Source organism: Providencia zhijiangensis, assembly GCF_030315915.2.
GTDB classification, from domain to species: Bacteria; Pseudomonadota; Gammaproteobacteria; order Enterobacterales; family Enterobacteriaceae; genus Providencia; species Providencia zhijiangensis.
The window spans coordinates 3,724,361-3,743,664 of the sequence record NZ_CP135990.1; the positions used below are offsets into that span (position 1 = coordinate 3,724,361).

Annotated in this window: 18 protein-coding genes and 1 pseudogene; 7 read left to right on the forward strand and 12 right to left on the reverse strand. The window is 40.6% G+C overall.

Annotated features, from left to right (window positions below; translation table 11 throughout):
• Positions 1 to 4 precede the first annotated feature (4 nt).
• The gene (gene secB, locus QS795_RS17125; protein WP_006660561.1) at positions 5 to 472 is read right to left on the reverse strand and encodes a protein-export chaperone SecB; all 468 of its coding nucleotides are present in this window, start codon (positions 470 to 472) and stop codon (positions 5 to 7) included.
• A gap of 74 nt (positions 473 to 546) precedes the next feature.
• Positions 547 to 981 (reverse strand): rhodanese-like domain-containing protein, encoded by a 435-nt coding sequence (locus QS795_RS17130; protein ID WP_230085095.1) that lies wholly within the window; start codon positions 979 to 981, stop codon positions 547 to 549.
• A gap of 418 nt (positions 982 to 1,399) precedes the next feature.
• Between QS795_RS17130 and envC the strand changes: the two genes are divergently transcribed.
• Both envC and QS795_RS17140 read left to right on the forward strand, forming a co-directional pair.
• A complete protein-coding gene (gene envC, locus QS795_RS17135) occupies positions 1,400 to 2,692 on the forward strand; it encodes a murein hydrolase activator EnvC (RefSeq protein ID WP_154603317.1) in 1,293 nt (430 codons plus the stop codon).
• A gap of 74 nt (positions 2,693 to 2,766) precedes the next feature.
• Positions 2,767 to 3,852 carry a divergent polysaccharide deacetylase family protein gene (locus QS795_RS17140; RefSeq protein ID WP_286272516.1) on the forward strand — a complete coding sequence of 362 codons (1,086 nt, stop codon included), beginning with the start codon at positions 2,767 to 2,769 and terminating at the stop codon, positions 3,850 to 3,852.
• 75 nt (positions 3,853 to 3,927) lie between these two features.
• Here the strand turns inward: QS795_RS17140 and tdh are convergent, their stop codons facing one another.
• Together tdh and QS795_RS17150 are read right to left on the reverse strand one after the other, a co-directional pair.
• Entirely contained in the window at positions 3,928 to 4,953 is a 1,026-nt protein-coding gene (gene tdh / locus QS795_RS17145) for an L-threonine 3-dehydrogenase (protein ID WP_108479150.1), read from the reverse strand.
• Positions 4,954 to 5,041: 88 nt separating this feature from the next.
• Positions 5,042 to 6,235, reverse strand: a complete 1,194-nt coding sequence (locus tag QS795_RS17150; protein ID WP_286272519.1) for a glycine C-acetyltransferase — start codon at positions 6,233 to 6,235, stop codon at positions 5,042 to 5,044.
• A 232-nt stretch (positions 6,236 to 6,467) separates the two neighbouring features.
• Between QS795_RS17150 and rfaD the strand changes: the two genes are divergently transcribed.
• The 4 genes from rfaD to yibB are packed head-to-tail and all read left to right on the forward strand — an operon-like array spanning position 6,468 to position 10,353.
• Complete coding sequence (gene rfaD / locus QS795_RS17155; protein WP_154603313.1) at positions 6,468 to 7,406, forward strand: ADP-glyceromanno-heptose 6-epimerase; 939 nt, start codon at positions 6,468 to 6,470, stop codon at positions 7,404 to 7,406.
• A gap of 54 nt (positions 7,407 to 7,460) precedes the next feature.
• Positions 7,461 to 8,507: an ADP-heptose--LPS heptosyltransferase RfaF gene (rfaF, locus tag QS795_RS17160; protein ID WP_286272520.1), complete on the forward strand. Its 1,047-nt coding sequence runs from the start codon at positions 7,461 to 7,463 to the stop codon at positions 8,505 to 8,507.
• Positions 8,507 to 9,496: a lipopolysaccharide heptosyltransferase RfaC gene (gene rfaC / locus QS795_RS17165; protein WP_318626670.1), complete on the forward strand. Its 990-nt coding sequence runs from the start codon at positions 8,507 to 8,509 to the stop codon at positions 9,494 to 9,496. Before rfaF ends, rfaC begins: the two co-directional genes overlap by 1 nt.
• Complete coding sequence (yibB, locus tag QS795_RS17170) at positions 9,493 to 10,353, forward strand: protein YibB (RefSeq protein WP_318626671.1); 861 nt, start codon at positions 9,493 to 9,495, stop codon at positions 10,351 to 10,353. Before rfaC ends, yibB begins: the two co-directional genes overlap by 4 nt.
• 51 nt (positions 10,354 to 10,404) lie before the next feature.
• On the opposite strand, the gene QS795_RS17175 is transcribed toward yibB, so the two are convergent.
• Positions 10,405 to 11,868 carry an ArnT family glycosyltransferase gene (locus QS795_RS17175; protein WP_286272525.1) on the reverse strand — a complete coding sequence of 488 codons (1,464 nt, stop codon included), beginning with the start codon at positions 11,866 to 11,868 and terminating at the stop codon, positions 10,405 to 10,407.
• A gap of 207 nt (positions 11,869 to 12,075) precedes the next feature.
• On the reverse strand, positions 12,076 to 13,353 hold the full coding sequence (gene waaA / locus QS795_RS17180; protein WP_132497017.1) for a lipid IV(A) 3-deoxy-D-manno-octulosonic acid transferase: 1,278 nt from the start codon (positions 13,351 to 13,353) through the stop codon (positions 12,076 to 12,078).
• Positions 13,354 to 13,567: 214 nt separating this feature from the next.
• Here waaA and coaD point away from each other — a divergent pair, with 214 nt between their 5' ends.
• A complete protein-coding gene (gene coaD, locus QS795_RS17185; protein ID WP_154603309.1) occupies positions 13,568 to 14,053 on the forward strand; it encodes a pantetheine-phosphate adenylyltransferase in 486 nt (161 codons plus the stop codon).
• A 3-nt stretch (positions 14,054 to 14,056) separates the two neighbouring features.
• On the opposite strand, the gene mutM is transcribed toward coaD, so the two are convergent.
• From mutM to waaO, 6 genes and pseudogenes are all read right to left on the reverse strand, one after another.
• A complete protein-coding gene (mutM, locus tag QS795_RS17190) occupies positions 14,057 to 14,866 on the reverse strand; it encodes a bifunctional DNA-formamidopyrimidine glycosylase/DNA-(apurinic or apyrimidinic site) lyase (protein WP_286272529.1) in 810 nt (269 codons plus the stop codon).
• A gap of 17 nt (positions 14,867 to 14,883) precedes the next feature.
• Positions 14,884 to 16,026 carry a glycosyltransferase gene (locus tag QS795_RS17195; protein ID WP_286272531.1) on the reverse strand — a complete coding sequence of 381 codons (1,143 nt, stop codon included), beginning with the start codon at positions 16,024 to 16,026 and terminating at the stop codon, positions 14,884 to 14,886.
• 3 nt (positions 16,027 to 16,029) lie between these two features.
• Positions 16,030 to 16,287, reverse strand: a complete 258-nt coding sequence (locus QS795_RS17200; RefSeq protein WP_318627197.1) for a glycosyltransferase family 8 C-terminal domain-containing protein — start codon at positions 16,285 to 16,287, stop codon at positions 16,030 to 16,032.
• Positions 16,285 to 17,040 (reverse strand): annotated as a pseudogene (locus tag QS795_RS17205) (glycosyltransferase family 8 protein); the annotation flags it as partial. The gene QS795_RS17200 and the pseudogene QS795_RS17205, both read right to left, overlap by 3 nt.
• Positions 17,033 to 18,271 (reverse strand): O-antigen ligase RfaL, encoded by a 1,239-nt coding sequence (gene rfaL / locus QS795_RS17210; RefSeq protein WP_286272533.1) that lies wholly within the window; start codon positions 18,269 to 18,271, stop codon positions 17,033 to 17,035. The gene rfaL and the pseudogene QS795_RS17205, both read right to left, overlap by 8 nt.
• Positions 18,272 to 18,290: 19 nt before the next feature.
• Positions 18,291 to 19,304, reverse strand: coding sequence for a lipopolysaccharide 3-alpha-galactosyltransferase (gene waaO, locus QS795_RS17215; RefSeq protein ID WP_286272534.1), 1,014 nt, complete (start codon positions 19,302 to 19,304; stop codon positions 18,291 to 18,293).

Below are 19,304 nucleotides of genomic sequence, written 5' to 3' on the forward strand. Positions count from 1 at the left end.
GACCTTATTGAACTTCTGGGTTCTGCGCTTGTTCACCTTGTTGCTGCTGTAAGTAATTCATGAACAGTGCATCAAAGTTAACTGGCGCTAAGTTCAATTGTGGGAAAGTACCACGACCCACCATGTTCGTGATAGTTTCACGCGCATATGGGAACAGGATATTCGGGCAGTATGCACCTAAGCAATGTGCCATTTGAGTGCCTTCGATGCCATCAATGGAGAACACACCCGCTTGTTGAACTTCACACAGAAATGCAGTTTCTTCGCCCAGAGTTGCGGTAGTTGTCACTCGCAGAACAACCTCATACACGCCTTCAGCTAGCTGAGTTGAAGAAGTATCTAAATCTAATTTGATCTCTGGCTGCCACTCTTTTTGAAAGATTTGAGGTGCATTAGGTGCTTCAAATGAAACGTCTTTTGCGTAGATACGTTGAATTTGAAATACCATTTCTGAGTTGTTTTGTTCTGACATAATAATTACCTTACTTCCATATTAGAGTTTCGAGATATATTCAGTTGCCGGCACATTTTTACAGTACCGGATAATTACTTCTTACCACGAGCCAGTGGTAGGTTTTCACCTGCCCAACCAGCGATCCCTTCTTTCAGGACAAAGACTTTTTCAAAGCCATGATGAGCAAGCTGTTCAGCAGGTTTAGTTGCTTCCATTCCACTTGCAGAAACCATAATTACAGATTTCTGTTTATGTTTTTCCAGCTCACCCAAATTATTATCTTTAATTTCAGATGGTGTTAAGTTAATAGAATCAATAATATGCCCTTTGCGGAACTCTTCGCGAGTACGTAAGTCCACAACAACTGCTTCTTCTTTATTGATCATTGTAATCGCTTGAGTGCGGGCAATGACTTTAGTTTTAGAGAATAGGCTTCTGAAGGTCATCACGACCACGGCAACAAATAACACTATCCAAGTCAGACTAACAAACGTGTTACGACCGACAAATTGCATGATTTCTTGGATCATGGGGGGCAATTACTCCCGTTAGTTAAAAACGAATATCAAAGGGTTCAGAGTATACCTTTGTGCTGAGCTAATTACAGCCAGTTAGCGCAAACTAGAAGGTCTTTTTTGCGAAAACACTCGCAGAATTAACACCTTTTTTCTGAAAAAAAGAATTTTTTCTCAAAGCTGTACGCAGGCATTTTAACATAAACATGCTCAGACTCGACTTTGACGCTAAATTAATTCCCATCTAAATAGAGTATATACAGTAAAATTCAGTGATAATACGCCTATAATTTGACTTAGTATCAAATGGTATAATAGCAATATTCTTAATTTTTAAGCGTTTTTATGACTATTTTTAAGAGAACACTGGAAAGCACGACTTGCAGATGAAATAATCAGTTATTGCATTTAATTGAGGTGATCTATCACAATGGCCCATACATCCCATCGAATAAAGACATTTTTTGTTCGTCAGGCAATGATCCCTGCCCTGCTTGGTTTGGGGTTATTTACTTTGGCGCCTTCTCACGTCGCGCTCGCGAATCAGATCACTGAAAATAAAGGTCAATTAAATGACCTGCTAAAAAGTATTGCTGAAAAAGAAAAAAGCGTTAAAGAACAGCAAACTAAAAAAAGTAATCTTCTTCAACAGCTCAAAGAGCAAGAGCAAAGTATTTCTGCAGCAAGCCGTGATTTGCACCTAACACAAAACCAATTAAAACAGCTAGATAAAGAAATATCCTCCTTATCTAGCAATATCAGTCGACTGCAAAAGAAAAAAAATGAACAAGAAAAATTGCTTGCTGAGCAGTTAGATGCCGCATTCCGACTTGGTAAACACCAAGGTTTATCACTACTCTTAAAGGGTGAAGAAGGTCAACGGGAAGAACGAATTCTTGCGTATTATGGTTACCTCAACCAAGCCCGTGAAAAGAACATTCTTGATCTAGAAGAAACCACCAAAGAGTTGCACGAACAGAAGCAGTTAGAGCAAAAAAAGCAAGCTGAGCAAAAAACAACGCTCACACGCCAACAACAAGAAAAACAAAAGCTCGATAATGCGCAAGCGTCACGGCAAAAAACCTTAACCGTATTAGAAAGCTCATTAAAAGAAGATCAAAAAAACCTCGCGGTCTTAAAGCAAAACGAAGCCAGACTACGCGACAAAATTGCTAAAGCAGAACGTGAAGCTAAAGCGCGCGCTGAGCGTGAAGCTCGTGAAGCCGCGCGAATTCGTGCTCAAGTTGCTGAAAAAGAGCGAAAAGCCAAACAGAAAGGTGCCACGTATAAGCCATCTGAAAGTGAGCAATCACTTATGTCTCGAACGGGTGGTTTAGGTCGTCCTGCTGGTCAAGCTATCTGGCCGGTACGCGGCTCCACCTTACATAATTATGGGGATGTGATCTCCAGCGAATTACGTTGGAAAGGTATGGTGATCGCCGCAAATGAAGGCACCCAAGTTAAGGCTATTGCGGATGGTCGCGTACTACTCGCTGACTGGCTTCAAGGTTACGGTTTAGTTGTTGTCGTTGAGCATGGTAAAGGGGATATGAGCCTATACGGCTATAACCAAAGTGCACTGGTAAATGTGGGACAAGAAGTCCGCGCTGGTCAACCAATTGCCTTAGTAGGAAGTAGTGGCGGCCAAGAACGCCCTGCACTTTACTTTGAAATTCGCCGACAAGGTAAAACCGTCAACCCTCGCCCGTGGCTAGGAAGATAGCGCAATCTCCTTTCGCACTACCTATAAATGCTAAGTTTTCAAATACTAAGCTATAAAAAGTTAGGAAAATAATTATGTTAAGACACTCGCCGATGAAATTACTGATTAGCCTACTCCTTATTATGGTCGGCGCTCAGGCGAGTGCTGCTAAGCTCGCTATTGTCATTGATGATTTCGGTTACCGAGCCAAAGAAGATAATCAAATCCTAGCGTTACCGGCGGCCATTAGCATTGCTATTTTACCTAACTCACCTCATGGTGCTGAAGTCGCGGCCACGGCCTACCAGCAAGGGCGGGATATTTTAATCCATATGCCCATGAAACCATTGAGCAAACAGCCTCTTGAAAAAGACACTTTGGCACCCTCGATGAGTGCTGAAGAGGTTGATCGCATCATCAAAAATGCCATTAGTCGAGTTCCTCACGCTAAAGGAATGAATAACCATATGGGCAGCGAGATGACCTCCAGTCTTTCAGGAATGCGCAATGTAATGCGCTCGCTGTCGCAATCGAACCTCTTTTTCTTAGATAGCGTCACGATTGGCAATACACAAGCGTTGAATGCCGCTAAAGAATTCGGTGTTCCCTCTACGAAGCGCAATATTTTTATTGATAATCACCAATCTGAAGAAGAAACCCGTACACAGCTGAATAAAGCCATTGCTTACGCACGTAAACATGGCAGCGCGGTTGCTATTGGTCACCCGCACCCATCAACCGTACGCGCCTTACAAAAATTTATTCCATTAGTTCCTGCGGATGTTGAACTTGTGCCTGTCAGTACACTGGTTGGCTATCAGCCAGCAACTGGCGAACCACGCAAAACTCTCAGAATGCAGCCTGAAGGCGTTAATTCAACACTGCCTGCGACAAAGCCTGAGACCAAAACGCCAAGCAAATCAGAGGTAAAACCTCATGAATCAGCCAAACCAACCACAAGTTCTGATGATGCTACGCCAACTCTTGCAGAGCCAGAACTGACCAACAATGCTACAGAGCAGCAACCTGAAAACGTAGTCAGTCCCGCAGAGTTAGGTATATGCGATATCGAACTGCCATCAACCCGCCTGCAAGGCATTGAGCTACTCATGTTTGTGGTCGAGGCCATTTATCAAGATAAAACCCTACAGCCCCTAATTACAGAAAAGAAAATGCCATAGCAGGTAAGGCTAAAAATAAAAAGGGTTTACAGGCACTTGCCCATAAACCCTTTAAACTCATAAATTAATTCAGCATTAATCCCAGTTTAAAATTACTTTTCCTGACTGCCCTGAGCACATCACATCAAAGCCTTTCTGGAAATCATCAATAGAAAACTCATGCGTGATGATTGGTGATAAATCGAGACCCGATTGCACTAATGTCGCCATCTTATACCAAGTTTCAAACATTTCACGCCCATAAATTCCCTTGATAAACAGACCTTTAAATATAACTTGGCTCCAGTCTGTTGCCATTGAAGCTGGCGGAATACCTAATAGCGCAATTCTGCCACCATGATTCATGGTATCTAACATGGTCTGGAAAGCGGCGGGCGCTCCTGAAACCTCTAAAGCCACATCAAAACCTTCTTTCATGCCCAGTTCATTCATGACGTCTTTAAGGTTTTCACGGCTCACATTCACCGCGCGGGTTACACCCATTTTTTTCGCTAATTCAAGGCGATAATCATTCACGTCCGTGATCACCACATGGCGGGCACCAACATGTCGGCAAACCGCTGCCGCCATAATACCGATAGGGCCTGCGCCCGAAACCAACACATCTTCGCCCACTAAATCAAACGATAATGCCGTATGCACCGCATTACCAAATGGGTCGAAAATTGCCGCAATTTCATCGGGAATATTGTCTGGGATTTTAAAGGCGTTAAACGCGGGGATCACTAGATATTCAGCAAAGCATCCCGGGCGATTTACGCCAACGCCAATGGTATTACGGCATAGGTGAGTGCGCCCACCTCGGCAATTACGACAATGACCGCAGGTAATATGCCCTTCACCAGAAACTCGGTCACCAATTTTAAACCCTTTAACTTCCTGCCCAATCTCAACAATTTCCCCTATATATTCATGACCCACCACCATCGGAACGGGGATAGTTTTTTGCGACCATTCATCCCAGTTGTAGATATGAACATCCGTTCCACAAATCGCGGTTTTACGGATTTTAATCATCACATCATTGTGTCCCAGTTCCGGTTTCGGAACGTCTGTCATCCATATACCTGGTTCTGCTTTTAATTTGGACAGTGCTTTCATAGGCGACCTTTTATTTATGATTACATTAATTTCATGACCACTTTAATTTCATAACTGTATTAATTTAATAAGAAAATCAACTTAATAACTAAATTAATTGAAGCTTTTTACCAATACGGGTGAATGCATCAACCGCGTGTAAAATATCGGCTTCACTGTGTGCAGCGGACATTTGCGTGCGAATTCGCGCTTGTCCTTGCGGAACCACCGGATAGAAAAATCCAGTGACATAAATACCTTCTTTTAATAGTTCTGAAGCGAATTGCTGAGCAATTTTGGCATCCCCTAACATCACCGGAATAATGGCGTGATCGGCTCCGGCCAATGTAAATCCTGCGGCAGTCATTTTGTTTCTGAATAACACTGCGTTAGACCATAATTTTTCACGGCGTTCTTTCCCTTCGGTCATCATATCGATCACCTTGATGGACGCAGCAACGATGGCGGGTGCCAGAGAGTTGGAGAATAAATAAGGGCGAGAGCGTTGACGTAACCACTCGACGACTTCTTTCTTGGCGGCAGTATAACCACCCGATGCGCCACCTAATGCTTTCCCGAGTGTACCGGTAATGATGTCAACGCGACCCATCACGTTGCAATACTCATGGCTACCACGGCCATTTTCACCAACAAAACCAACAGCATGAGAGTCATCAACCATGACCAGAGCGTTATATTCATCCGCAAGGTCACAAACCGTTTTCAGGTCAGCAATCACGCCATCCATCGAAAACACACCATCCGTCGCAATCAGAATATGACGCGCACCCGCCGCTTTGGCTTCTTCAAGACGCTGTTTTAATTCCGTCATATTGTTATTGCTGTAACGGTAGCGCTGGGCTTTACACAGGCGAACACCGTCAATAATGGAAGCATGGTTTAACGCATCGGAAATAATGGCGTCTTCAGGGCCTAATAGGGTTTCAAAAAGTCCGCCATTGGCGTCAAAGCAAGAGGAATAAAGGATCGCATCTTCCATTCCAAGGAAATCCGCGATTTTCTTTTCAAGAATTTTATGGCTGTCTTGGGTACCGCAAATAAAGCGAACCGATGCCATTCCAAAGCCATGGCTATCCATACCCTGTTTTGCCGCTTCAATCAGCGCGGGGTGATTGGCTAATCCTAAATAGTTATTTGCACAAAAGTTAATAACGCGCTGCCCACCTTGGATTTCAATATCCGCGTCTTGAGAGGTCGTAATAATGCGCTCATGTTTAAACAAGCCTTCAGCTTCTATTTGCACCAATTGTTGTTTAATCTGCTGGTAAAATTGTTCTGACATGATTTGTTCCTGTAAAGAAGTTGTTTACAGAGTTTAATAATAGTCACTGGAACTAGCGATATCTGCGGAGCAAATAAGTTAAGTTTGTAGGCAAGATCACGATAATGCCCTTTGAAGAGGTATGACAACTAGGACAATTATCTGGTCGATATACTGTTGTCTGTACAAAGAGGTGTTATTATAGACCCCAATTTTATATCCATTTATTCTTAACCCACTTGAGGTATTCACGATGATCGTAGTCACTGGCGGAGCTGGTTTTATTGGCAGCAATATTATTAAAGCCCTGAATGAAATGGGTCGCACCGATATTCTGGTGGTGGATAACCTGAAAGATGGTACTAAGTTTGCCAACCTTGTTGACCTCGATATCGCCGATTACATGGATAAAGAAGACTTTATCGTAAGCGTGATTGCGGGTGATGATTTTGGTGATATTGACGCTGTTTTCCATGAAGGTGCTTGCTCATCCACCACTGAGTGGGATGGTAAGTACATGATGGATAATAACTATCAATTTTCTAAAGAGCTGCTGCATTACTGTTTAGAACGTGAAATTCCTTTCCTGTATGCTTCCTCCGCAGCGACATACGGCGGACGTAGCGATAATTTCATCGAAGAACGTGAATTTGAAAAACCACTGAACGTGTACGGCTACTCTAAGTTCCAATTTGACCAATATGTCCGCAACATCATGCCTGAAGCGCAATCTCAAGTGTGTGGATTCCGCTATTTCAACGTTTATGGGCCAAACGAGAACCATAAAGGCAGCATGGCGAGCGTGGCTTACCACTTAAACAAACAGATTAATGAAGGGCAAACTCCGAAACTGTTTGAAGGTAGCGACACTTTCCGCCGCGATTTCATCTACGTTGGCGATGTGGCTGCAGTGAATTTATGGTTCTGGGAAAATAACGTTTCTGGTATTTTCAACTGTGGTACAGGTCGCGCGGAATCATTCCAAGCGGTTGCCGATGCCGTCACTGAATTCCATAAAGATAAAAATGTCTCTATCGAATACATTGAATTTCCTGAAAAATTAAAAGGCCGCTACCAGAGCTTCACGCAGGCGGATCTGACTAAATTACGTGCCGCAGGTTACACAGCGCCGTTTAAAACTGTTGCTGAAGGCGTAACCGAATATATGCAATGGCTGAATAAAGACGCGTAATTGTCTTTTATGAAAACCGTTCCTATGAAAACCACGCCTATGAAAACAATACCTATGAAGATACTAGTGATTGGCCCCTCATGGGTAGGGGATATGATGATGTCTCAGAGCCTTTATCGCACGATCAAGGCACTGCATCCTCATGCTCAAATTGATGTGATGGCACCCGATTGGTGCCGTCCGTTATTGGCGAAAATGCCTGAAGTGTCTGAAGCGATTTCCATGCCATTAGGGCATGGAAAGCTAGAAATTGGCGAACGTCGTCAATTAGGCATCAATTTGCGGAAAAATGGGTACGACCAAGCGATTGTTTTGCCTAATTCATTGAAGTCTGCACTGGTGCCATTCTTTGCTAAAATCGCCAAAAGAACGGGATGGCGCGGTGAAATGCGTTATGGGCTGCTCAATGATTTACGCTCATTGGATAAACAAGCATTTCCGCTGATGGTGCAACGCTACGTCGCATTGGCGTATAACAAGCAGCTCATCAAATCTGCCGATGATATTCCCACCCCGATTTTATGGCCTAAATTAGTCACTGATAAACAGCAAGTTAGCGATACTGTTAGTCAATTTAATATTGATTTTTCTCGCCCAATTATTGGTTTTTGCCCAGGAGCTGAATTTGGCCCTGCAAAACGTTGGCCGCACTATCACTATGCAGCGCTCGCCCAGAAATTAATTAGCGAGCAAGGCTACCAAGTCCTATTATTTGGTTCTCAAAAAGACCATGAAGCGGGTGAAGAAATCCGTCAAAGTTTGACTGACGACGCTCGCAATTACTGCCTTAATTTCGCAGGAAAAACCTCGTTAGAACAAGCTGTTAATCTTATCGACGCTTGCCAAACCATTGTCAGTAATGATTCAGGTTTAATGCATGTGGCTGCCGCTCTCGATAAACCGTTAGTCGCGCTATATGGCCCAAGCAGCCCTGATTTTACCCCACCACTGTCTGATAAAGCGGAAGTCATCCGCCTGATCACGGGTTACCACAAAGTGCGCAAAGGTGACGGTGAAAGCGGCTATCACCAAAGTCTGATTGATATTCAACCGCAAATGGTACTCGATGCCCTCACGCGTTTAAATATAGGTATTAAATAATGAGAGTGTTATTAGTAAAAACATCATCTATGGGAGATGTTTTGCACTCTCTACCTGCATTAACTGATGCACAGGCAGCAATACCGAATATTCAATTTGATTGGGTGGTTGAAGAGGGATTTTCTCAAATCCCTACATGGCATAGCGCTGTGAATAAAGTGATCCCTGTTGCAATCCGTCGCTGGCGAAAAAATTGGTTTTCTGCACCAATTCGTGCCGAACGTGCAGAGTTTCGTCGCCAATTACAGGAAACCCACTACGATGCCGTTATCGATGCGCAAGGGTTACTTAAGAGTGCATTGCTAGTCACTCGCCTCGCTCACGGTTCTAAACATGGTTATGACCGCCATAGTATCCGCGAGCCGATTGCCAGCTTCTTTTACGATCATCGTTATTCCATTAGTAAACAGCAACATGCGGTAGAACGTATTCGCCAATTATTTGCTAAAAGCCTCGGGTATACTTGCCCTAGAACGCAAGGCGATTACGCGATTGCTCGCCATTTCTTGCAATCAACCGACGAAACCGAAGCGCCCTATGTGCTGTTTTTGCACTCCACAACACGCGATGATAAGCATTGGCCGGAGTCTCATTGGCGTGAACTGATTCAGTTAATGAAGGAAACCGGGCTGAGAGTGAAGCTCCCTTGGGGTGCAGAGCATGAGCATCAGCGAGCAATAAGATTAGCCGAGGGTTTTGATTTTGTTGAAGTTTTACCAAAATTAACGCTGGCACAAGTCGCGCAACAGATTGCGGATGCAAAAGCAGTGGTTTCTGTCGATACCGGCTTAAGCCATTTAACCGCTGCGTTGGATAAACCGAATTTTACGCTGTTTGGCCCAACAAACCCCGGTTTAATTGGTGGTTATGGAAAAGACCAAAATGAGATAAAATCCACAAATAATATGATGGAGCAAATTAGTGCTTCTGACGTTTATAAGCGATTAAGCTCTATTTTTCCCAACTTAGGTGGTAGCCATAAGCAATGAATCAATCCACAACAATAGTGACTGCTTTTTTTGACATTGGAAGAGGAGACTGGAATAGCTCTCACGGATATTCTGATCGTTTAGAAAGAACAACAGATACCTATTTCAACTATTTCAGTAAGTTGGCAAAGCTGAATAATAAAATGGTTGTTTTTACTTCTTCTAATTTTAAAGAAAAAATATTAGCGATTAGAAAAGGAAAACCAACTCACATTATTACTATCGACCTCCATAAAAAGTTTAAATCTGTTATCAAAAAAATTTCTACCATACAAAATAGTGATTCATTTAAAAAACTAATAAAGCCTGAACAACTGGAAAACCCAGAATACTGGTCTTCAGAGTATGTATTAGTCACTAACCTTAAAGCCTATTTTGTGAATAAAGCGGTTCAACTTGGGCTTACTAACAATGAACTTATTGCATGGATAGATTTCGGGTACATCCGTAAGGAAAAAACACTCGATGGATTAACTGAATGGAACCATCCGTTTGATAAAGAAAAAATTCACTTCTTTTCAATAAAAAATGGATTAGATCTGGCCGATAAAGATGGAGTAATGAAAAAGGTTATTGAAAATGACACCTATATTATTGGTGGTGTCATTGTTGCCACAAAAGAGAAATGGACTCAGCTTTATCACTTAGCGACTGAAGTGCAAAAAAACTTTTTATCATCAGGCATTATTGATGATGACCAAGGTATTTTTTTGATTTGTGCAAGTAAGGAACCTAAATTAGTTAAGTTACATTATTTGGGCTATATGGAATGGTTTAACGTTTTTAGGCTATTTCATGAAAGCTCTAAAGTAAATTACCTGATGCGTCTTGCTATTTTATTGAGACTCAAAAAATGAATGCCCATCAAATAGATGAGCATTCCTACGAAAAATTCAAACTGTTTATTACTACAATTTCTCTGGGGCAATAAACCCAAAACACATGGTTTTCGGCTCAGCATCCGGCTCAGAGCGGTAAATCACATCTTCTTTTTCAATTTTAAATTGTGGCCAGAATTTGCGTACTTTGGCGAAATCTTCGTGGGCACAATCGTCATATTTACGCCCTAATAAAATGGCACCGTGCTCACGAATTTCTGCTTCAGTAATATCACGGTTATACACATTCGGTGGCATATGGTTTTCTAGCGTCCAAGGTTGGATAACATGCGGCCTGTCTTGAGCATAGATAATAAACCATTGATGTAGATTATCTTCACCGCCCACATATTTAACTGGTGTTCCGTAACGTTGATACCAACGCTGCTCACCTTCTGCAATTAAGGTTTTCACACCAATAAATTTCTGACCCGCTCCGCGAATATTTCCTGCTTGAACAATCAGATAGCCGGATACCATTAAGACACCAACTACCGCTAAGCCAATTAATGGTTTTTTCAGTGACTTTTTCGGCATTACGGTGATTGAGCCAACAAACAAAGGCGCACATACCATCATAAATGGCTGTAACCACTCCGTAATTCGCCCGCCATCATGGAACGAGAACCAACCGTAAATCACCGCGAGTGGAAATAAAATAATAAAGTTTGCCATGCGATTCGATAAGGTTTTCGGCCAACCGATTTTTCCGCCACAGCAATATAAGATAATCGCTGCGATAATCAGCGGGTAAAACACGCTCAGAGCGGCTTCGGTGGTATGTAAGTTAAAGCCTGGGTCAATTTGTGAATCTACCCATTTAAAGGCAGAAAAATCACTCGCCATCAACCAGAAGAAGTTTGGCAAGATCATCGAAAACCACAGCGCTATCGCCAGATAAAACACCGGATGGCGATAGCTTTGGCGCGCTTGTTTCACAAAAAGAGTGAGCAAAAAGACAGAGCCAACTAAGGCGAGCGTGGAGTATTTCCCCATGGTTGCCAGACCGGCAACTAAAGCAAAAGGCAGCCACCACAGTGGGTTATCTTCGACAGCACGCAGGAAGAAATAAATCACCCAAGGCCAAAATGTCACTAAAATATAGTTATCATTATAAGGAATGATATCGAAATTAATAACACCAGATAAATTCATCATCAGCATCGCAAACCATGCAAGATCGCGACGACCGGTTAATCGGTAGGCAAGTTTCCATACCCCAAGTAACCCAAAACCAATACCGATAAAATGGCTCAAATACCAATAGAAACTATAAGAAATCCCCAAATGGATTGCAGGCCACATCATGGTACCGACAAACCACGGATTTTTTGGCGATCCCCATTCACCATTCATTCCCCAGTTAACGGCTTCGACCGTATCGTAAGGAACAGTTGGGTCAAAAAAGAAACTCGCAAGGATCCAGGCAATGGCATAGCCAATGATCCAAAGATACACATACTTATTTGAAGTTGGTTGATTGGTTGTTGGCATTCTTTTTTCAGCGAAATTTATCAATAAAGTTAAAGGGAAATACGCATTATTTTACGTCGAGCTTATAGAGGGTTACCCCTCGCTCGGCTGAGTATGCAAAAACGTGACTGGGTAGTTTACTATAGTTTAAACGAAATAATCAGAAATGAGAGAAATTGTCATTACTCATTGTAGTAATATTCAAGTTATCAATATTTTTGCTGAATATTACTGTTCTCTTGGAGGTAAATAAGGTTGCAATAACTTAAGTAAACGCTGTAATGCGCCTTGGTTTTCATGCAATACTTCCGCTGCATGACGACCATAATACAGTCGATAATCTTCATCAGACAGTAAACTCGTCACGGCTTGAGCCAACGATTCGCTATCTGTCACAGTGATCAACCCATCAGCTTGGGTTAACTTCGCACAAATATCTTTAAAATTAAAGGTATGAGGCCCCATCAAAACAGGCAATGCATGCGCAGCTGCTTCAAGTGGATTATGACCACCGGTTTCAACTAAGCTCCCACCAACGAAAGCTATATCTGCAATTCCGTACAGCAACATCAATTCCCCCATCGTATCGCCAATAACCACTTGGGTTTCTAGAGATGGGATAACGCCGCTACTACGACGAATAAAGCTTAGCCCTGCTTTTTGTGTCAGTTCTTCCGCTTTTGCAAAACGTTCTGGGTGCCTTGGGACTAAAATGAGTAATAAATTAGGAAATTTTTTCAGCAACTGTTGGTGAGTTTGCAAAACAATCGCTTCTTCACCTTCGTGGGTACTTGTCGCAATCCATACTGGACGATGTGCAGCCCACTGCCTACGTAACGTAATCGCTTTAACGGCCAGTTCAGGGGTAACGGAAATATCAAATTTTAAGCTTCCCGTCACTTCTAACTGCTTACGTCTTAACCCTAATTGAATAAAACGTTCACCATCTTCTTGATGCTGAGCAGCCACCATCGTGACATTCTGTAGCATACGCTTCACAAAACTACCGAGCTTTTGATAACCCGCAGCGGAGCGTTCAGATAACCGAGCATTCGCAATAACTAATGGAATATTACGCTTATGCAGCTGGTTGATCATATTTGGCCAGAGTTCCGTTTCCATAATAATCACCAGTTTAGGATCAACTTGATTAAGGAAACGGCTCATGGAGCCAGGTAAATCATAAGGGAGATAAACGTGACTAATATCGTCACCAAATGCTGACTGAACACGTTCTGACCCGGTTGGAGTCATTGTGGTCACGGTAATAGGGAGTGATGGGTAGTGATGGCGCAGTGCACGTACTAACGGTACTGCCGCAAGGGTTTCGCCCACAGAAACTGAGTGTAATAAAATGCCTTTAGGAACAACTTTACCACCACAAAAACCATAGCGTTCCCCCCAGCGTTTGCGATACGCAGGAGCTTTACGGCTACGCAATAATAAGCGTATCCAAATTAATGGCTGGATGAGATAAAGAAGTACCTGATATACACGCAATAACATTCGATCTGATTCACTTACCAAAATTGGCGGTATCTTACCATAAACCATTACTGAAAGTGTGTAGAATCTGTGCCTAAAATGAGACTTAAAATAAATGCATACCTATCAGTGATTGTTGCAAGAGAGCGCAATTGCCGTTAATGTGGATTTCACCGTCACTTATTCCTATCGATATATTAGGATAAACAATAATAAACAAAGAGATAGCAATATCATGACCCATAAAGCTATTTATCCGGGAACCTTTGACCCGATTACCTCTGGACACGTCGATATCGTCACCCGTGCCGCAGCGATGTTTGACCACGTTTTACTCGCTATCGCAAACAGTCAACGCAAAAGCCCTATGTTTAATTTGGAAGAGCGTGTTGAGCTAGCAAAACAAGTTACCGCTCACTTAGGAAATGTTGAAGTAGTTGGTTTTTCTGAGTTAATGGCGAATTTTGCACAGAAAAATAATGCAAATATTTTAATTCGTGGCGTACGTTCAGTGGCGGATTTTGAATATGAGTGGCAGCTGGCTAATATGAACCGCCATTTTGTTCCCGAGCTAGAAACGGTATTTTTACTTCCATCACAAAGCTTATCTTTCGTTTCATCCTCATTAATTAAAGATGTCGCGCTTCATGATGGAGATATTTCGTCGTTTTTACCGCCTGTTGTTGCGGATGCTATGTTGAAAAAACTCAACAAAATCTAGCAATTACTTCTGACATTGAGGGCAATAAAAGGTTGTCCTCTGTCCTTGTTTGATGCTTTCAATCTGGGTTCCGCACACAGAACACGGCTCGCCTTTTTTTCCATACACAAACAGCTCTTGAGCAAAGTAACCTGGTTTTCCGTCTGACTGTAAAAAATCTTTAAGAGTCGTTCCACCTTGTTCTATTGAACGTTGAAGCACTTTTTTAATCTGTGTGACGAGTTCTGTAATCTCATCAAGTGTCAGGGTGTTAGTTAGCTTTTCTGGGGAGATCCTTGATGCAAAAAGTGCTTCATTCGCATAGATATTCCCTACCCCAACAACGATTTTGTTGTCCATCAACCAAGGTTTGACCGCAACCTTACGTTTAGTTGCTAAATCAAAGAGATATTTAGGATTGAATTCATCGGAAAGAGGTTCAGGGCCTAAATGAGCGAGAACGGAGCTGGACGCTAAATCATCGCACCAAAGCCATGCGCCAAAACGTCGAGGGTCGGTGTAGCGCAGTACTTTACCATCACGCAAGATAAGGTCTACATGGTCATGTTTCCCTTCTGGTAATTCTTCCGTCAAAATTCGCACACTGCCAGACATTCCTAAATGGACAATAATCCACCCTTTTCGCAGTTCAATAAGCAGGTATTTTGCCCGGCGTTGAACACTTATCACGGTTTCATCAGATAAACGCATGATTTGTTCACTTACTGGCCAGCGTAGCCGTTCATTACGCACAATGGCATAACTAATTGTATTGCCAACTAAATGTGGTTCAATACCTCGGCGACTGGTTTCAACTTCGGGCAGTTCTGGCATCACAGATCTCTTTAAAATTATGGGAACCATTTACGAATAACATTTTGGAGCTCTTCAGTAACTATTTCCCATGTAAAGTTCTCATAAGCATGGGTTTTGGCATTATTCGCAATTTCCACTGCATGGGGATGGTTTAATGCATACTGTATATCTTCTGCCATATTTTCGGGGGAAAGTGGTTCTTTGAAAATAAAACCTGTTTCACTATGCGTAATGAATTCAACCATAGCCCCACGCTGGCTAGCAATGACAGGAAGACCTGATGCCATAGCTTCAAGAGCAACCATGCAAAATGCCTCATCAGTGATCGAGGGTACAGCAATAACATCTGCCAATGAGTAGTAATGTCTAATTTTATCTGGGTGCACGCCCCCCAAGAAAATACATTGCTTATCTAAATGCTTAGCAAAATCTTTTACTTCATTTTGGTAATCAACTAGTTCACCTTTTTTAGCGGCATTAGGGTCACCCACAATGACCAATTTATAACGGTCGTCGCCATTAAAAAATGTGCTACATGCTTGCATTAATTCAAGCAAGCCTTTATCCCTAGCAATTCTTCCTGCGAATAAGATAATTTTATCTGATTTATCCAGTCCAAAGTCTTCACGCTTTACTTCAGGCGGTTGATTATAAATATCGCCATCAAAGCCATTTCTCACAACTTTAATCTGAGCCTTTGGTAAGCGTTCCCTAAACCAGCCTTCCATGCAACGACTAGGAACAATCAATTTAATATCTTCTGGAATATCCTTAGGTTCAAAAAAATTATGCATATGAAGTACAACGTTATTATGCCCTTCCTTTTTAATAATTTTTTTAAATAATTTTATATTGTTATGCACAAATGTGATGCTTTCTTCGGAATTTTTTGCGAAATTCCGTTTCAATTTAACGATCCTATCCGCATAAGAATATGGGTCTATTCTTGTCCATTTTTTAAATAGTCTCGTATAAATTCTTCCAAACTTTATGCGGTCAATAGCACAATTTTTGTTAACGACTGAATGAGCTGAATATCCTTCATTCTGAATGCAGATAATACGGCTTTCTATATCTAATCTCTTTGCAACGTTATACATCCACGACTCTACTGCTGCTGCACTTTTTGGCGGTATAGAATAGATAGGTGTCACAGTAAAAATGGCTTTTGTGATCATAGATTATCTTTTTTTACCTCTAACCTTCTGAAATAAGTATTTAATGCCTGAAATACACCCTGCAAAAAATGCACCTTGTTTTAAAAGATGCTTATATTCTTTCTTTTTCTCTGCAAATTTAATTGCTGGCTTTAAATCATTTTCAGTCCACGGCGAAGAAGCTAAAGCATCATAAAATGGTTTTGCAGAAGGATATTTCGCCCATGTATGCCATGGCTTTGTTACCCCGGTATAATGGATTAAAGCTGTATCTGACGTAATAACACACTTATATTTTTGATGAGTTGAATCACTAAGCTCATTTTTGAGGGTATAAATAGTATTAAAACGTTGAGCTAACAAAACGAGCTACTCTCTTAAAATTAAATTCAGTACATCTTGGTCAGGGTATTTGTACAAATCTTTAGCATTCGGCAACGATAGAAATTCAAAGCATTTTTTTGTCACTTGGTGACTATGCCATTCCTTGAGATTGACAAACATCACACCTGAATTGAAGTAGGTTTCGCTAAGCTCTGCTACATTCAACCTTACACCACTTTTTTTACGAACACCAATTTCGTCTGCGACTACGCCCGCCACAACATCCTTAATAATATCAGTAGATAAATTTAAGGCATTCTGACAAACAACATCAGCATCTAAGTAAAGTGCATAATCATAATCACTTGATAGATATTCAAATGCAATCAAGCGAAAATACATCGCAGATGACCAAACCTCTGACGCCGGTAAAGTTTTAAGCAATGTATTATCAAGCTCATAAACATTAAATTCAGCAGAAAATTGCTCAGCAATTGCGCTCAATTTACCTAGAAAATCTGGCTTAACCACATCTAGGAATAGATGGAATCTAAAAAAATTGGAAGGATTATTCACCAGTAATGAAACCGCAGATACCCCTACACCAAATTGGTAGTTTTCGTCGGAACCATAAATGATATCGAAACCTTCAGATAACGGATCAACTTTACTACCTATTAATTGATATTTATTAATAATTAAATTATCCATTATTTTCACTTATACGCTTCGTAGGAATCGCGTTGATCATCGCAATCAAGAATCCAAGGATAAGCCCCAGAGGTTTTAAATCCACTTGTTCAAACATACCTCGAACTACATAGAAACTAATCAAACTGATAAACAAAGCCAAAAATGAAAAGTAAACTAATGGATTTTCTACACTACGGCGAATTCCTTGATAAGAAGTGTACCCCATAGACAGAGTCAAAAGTGTAAAAGAAGCTAATCCAAATATACCCGCGCCAAACCATACTAATAACCATATGTTATGAGGACCAATTGACGTTCTGAATGTCCAGTCCGGATGTTGGGCAACTACACTATTGTATTTTTCATGGAAGATTTTATCGCCAATTCCATATCCTACTAATGGCTTTTCCATAATTAACTCAAAAGCTGTACCCTGGGTACCATTCGTATATCGATAAGAACTATCTGTCTGCTCTAATTTAAAAAAGAGTTTATTTGTCGTCTCTGGGTATATCATTTTCAATGAAATCAACCCAATAAGAGCAATTCCTATGACTGATGCAATTAATTTCCAAGGGCGTTTAAAACACAAGAAAACCCCACCAGATGCAGCAATAGCTAACCAAGCCCCTCTAGATAGAGTTCCAAGTAATATAAATAAAAACACAACACAAAGAATATAAAAGTAAATTAACTTATTTTTAGGCAGTATGTACCAAAGAATCGGTAAAATTGGAAAGAAGAATGTTAGCGAATCAGATATATTTCTAAAATTATATGTCGTAAATGGAAGTATTCCATGCTGATACGCTATGATATAACGCACTAATTCAATTAATAATAATAGAACTATCGCAGCTAAATAACCAACTAAGACTAGTTTTGATATATCTGTTAATTTTTCTCTATAAAGGATGATAGGAAAAAGTAAACCTAAAGATAAAATACCATAATTCAATAAATTATTATTGATAAATTTTAGCGTTGCCTTTGTATCTAAAGAGTAAGAAACCGACACATACAAAGCAACAGAAAATAATATCATGAGATAAATTTCTTTATGCTTTAGCCTATCAATAACTTTTTTTGAATCTAAGCATAAATAACATAGCGCTGTAGCAATCATTAGATAAAATAGAATATGTTTATATCGGGTTACATCTTCAACAAAAAAAAGTATAAAAAATAGAAAAATCAATATTCTATTATATTTAGATAGTAGGTTTTGATGTTTATCTAAAAAGGACATATTTTTCTCAACCGTAAAATTATTTGGTAATTTTTGCTAAAAAATACTGAGCCTGTGACTTAATGCCAAGCCAATATAATTTTTGTTTAAATAAATGCTTTGCACAGTAGCGCAGGTGGTTGCTACTTTTAGCTTTCAATAAAGGAATATTTTTCCACGGTGAAGCATTTTTAGCTTCTAGAAAAGATTTTGCAGTTGGGTAATTAGCCCATTCATGCCATGGTTTCGTTGGGCCTATATAATGAATCAAAATTGTACTCGATGTTATTGGATTCTCTTTTCGACCATCTTGTAATTCATAATTGATGCTATATTGCGTGTTATATTTTTGGTCTAAGTAGACAATTTTACCCGTTAACAACATGTTCAATATATCTTGGTCAAGATAGGAAATCTTGGCTTTAACTTCATCTTGAGATAACAGATTCATCGCCTTTAGGGATATATCATTTTCCTTCCAACTCACTAAATTTAAAACTAAGAAGCCAGCATTAAAATACCCATTAGCAATACTCGGGATCCCCAATGCATCTGCTCTTTTTTTCCACCAATCAGAATCTCTTTCAGGAACAGCCGCGACTACTTGGTTTTCTGTAAATTCGAGCTCTAATAATTCACTTAATGAGCCTTGACACATAATATCCGCATCCATATAAATGATGCGCTCTAGTTGCTCAGAAAAGTAGTCTGCAATGATAAATCTAAAATACGTTGCGTAAGACCAATTTTTGGTGCTTGGTAACGACTTTAACTGTTCACAATCAACTAAATATATTTTTATGCTTGTTTTATATTGCTCAGCTAATTCACGAAAAAGAGCCTCTTGTTCCGAATCAAAATAATCGGTAAAAACATGAAAATAGAATAATATGTCCTCGTTATTTTTTAAGAGAGAGGCAATAGAAATTCCACAACCATATAAAAAATTACGGTCAATACCGTAAGAAATATGTAAACAATCATCTCTAGCAACCACATTTTTGGCTGTAAGATCAATTTGCTTTGTGATTGCACTTTCCTTATTAAAAAACAT

What these genes read in the sequence shown, in the direction of transcription:
- QS795_RS17175 (WP_286272525.1), bottom strand. Translation starts at nt 11,868, where the DNA reads ATGCCAACAACCAATCAACCAACTTCAAATAAGTATGTGTATCTTTGG.
- mutM (WP_286272529.1), bottom strand. Translation starts at nt 14,866, where the DNA reads ATGCCAGAACTGCCCGAAGTTGAAACCAGTCGCCGAGGTATTGAACCA.
- rfaD (WP_154603313.1), top strand. Translation starts at nt 6,468, where the DNA reads ATGATCGTAGTCACTGGCGGAGCTGGTTTTATTGGCAGCAATATTATT.
- QS795_RS17140 (WP_286272516.1), top strand. Translation starts at nt 2,767, where the DNA reads ATGTTAAGACACTCGCCGATGAAATTACTGATTAGCCTACTCCTTATT.
- QS795_RS17150 (WP_286272519.1), bottom strand. Translation starts at nt 6,235, where the DNA reads ATGTCAGAACAATTTTACCAGCAGATTAAACAACAATTGGTGCAAATA.
- rfaF (WP_286272520.1), top strand. Translation starts at nt 7,461, where the DNA reads ATGAAGATACTAGTGATTGGCCCCTCATGGGTAGGGGATATGATGATG.
- tdh (WP_108479150.1), bottom strand. Translation starts at nt 4,953, where the DNA reads ATGAAAGCACTGTCCAAATTAAAAGCAGAACCAGGTATATGGATGACA.
- yibB (WP_318626671.1), top strand. Translation starts at nt 9,493, where the DNA reads ATGAATCAATCCACAACAATAGTGACTGCTTTTTTTGACATTGGAAGA.
- waaA (WP_132497017.1), bottom strand. Translation starts at nt 13,353, where the DNA reads ATGTTATTGCGTGTATATCAGGTACTTCTTTATCTCATCCAGCCATTA.
- envC (WP_154603317.1), top strand. Translation starts at nt 1,400, where the DNA reads ATGGCCCATACATCCCATCGAATAAAGACATTTTTTGTTCGTCAGGCA.
- secB (WP_006660561.1), bottom strand. Translation starts at nt 472, where the DNA reads ATGTCAGAACAAAACAACTCAGAAATGGTATTTCAAATTCAACGTATC.
- rfaL (WP_286272533.1), bottom strand. Translation starts at nt 18,271, where the DNA reads ATGTCCTTTTTAGATAAACATCAAAACCTACTATCTAAATATAATAGA.
- QS795_RS17195 (WP_286272531.1), bottom strand. Translation starts at nt 16,026, where the DNA reads ATGATCACAAAAGCCATTTTTACTGTGACACCTATCTATTCTATACCG.
- waaO (WP_286272534.1), bottom strand. Translation starts at nt 19,304, where the DNA reads ATGTTTTTTAATAAGGAAAGTGCAATCACAAAGCAAATTGATCTTACA.
- rfaC (WP_318626670.1), top strand. Translation starts at nt 8,507, where the DNA reads ATGAGAGTGTTATTAGTAAAAACATCATCTATGGGAGATGTTTTGCAC.
- coaD (WP_154603309.1), top strand. Translation starts at nt 13,568, where the DNA reads ATGACCCATAAAGCTATTTATCCGGGAACCTTTGACCCGATTACCTCT.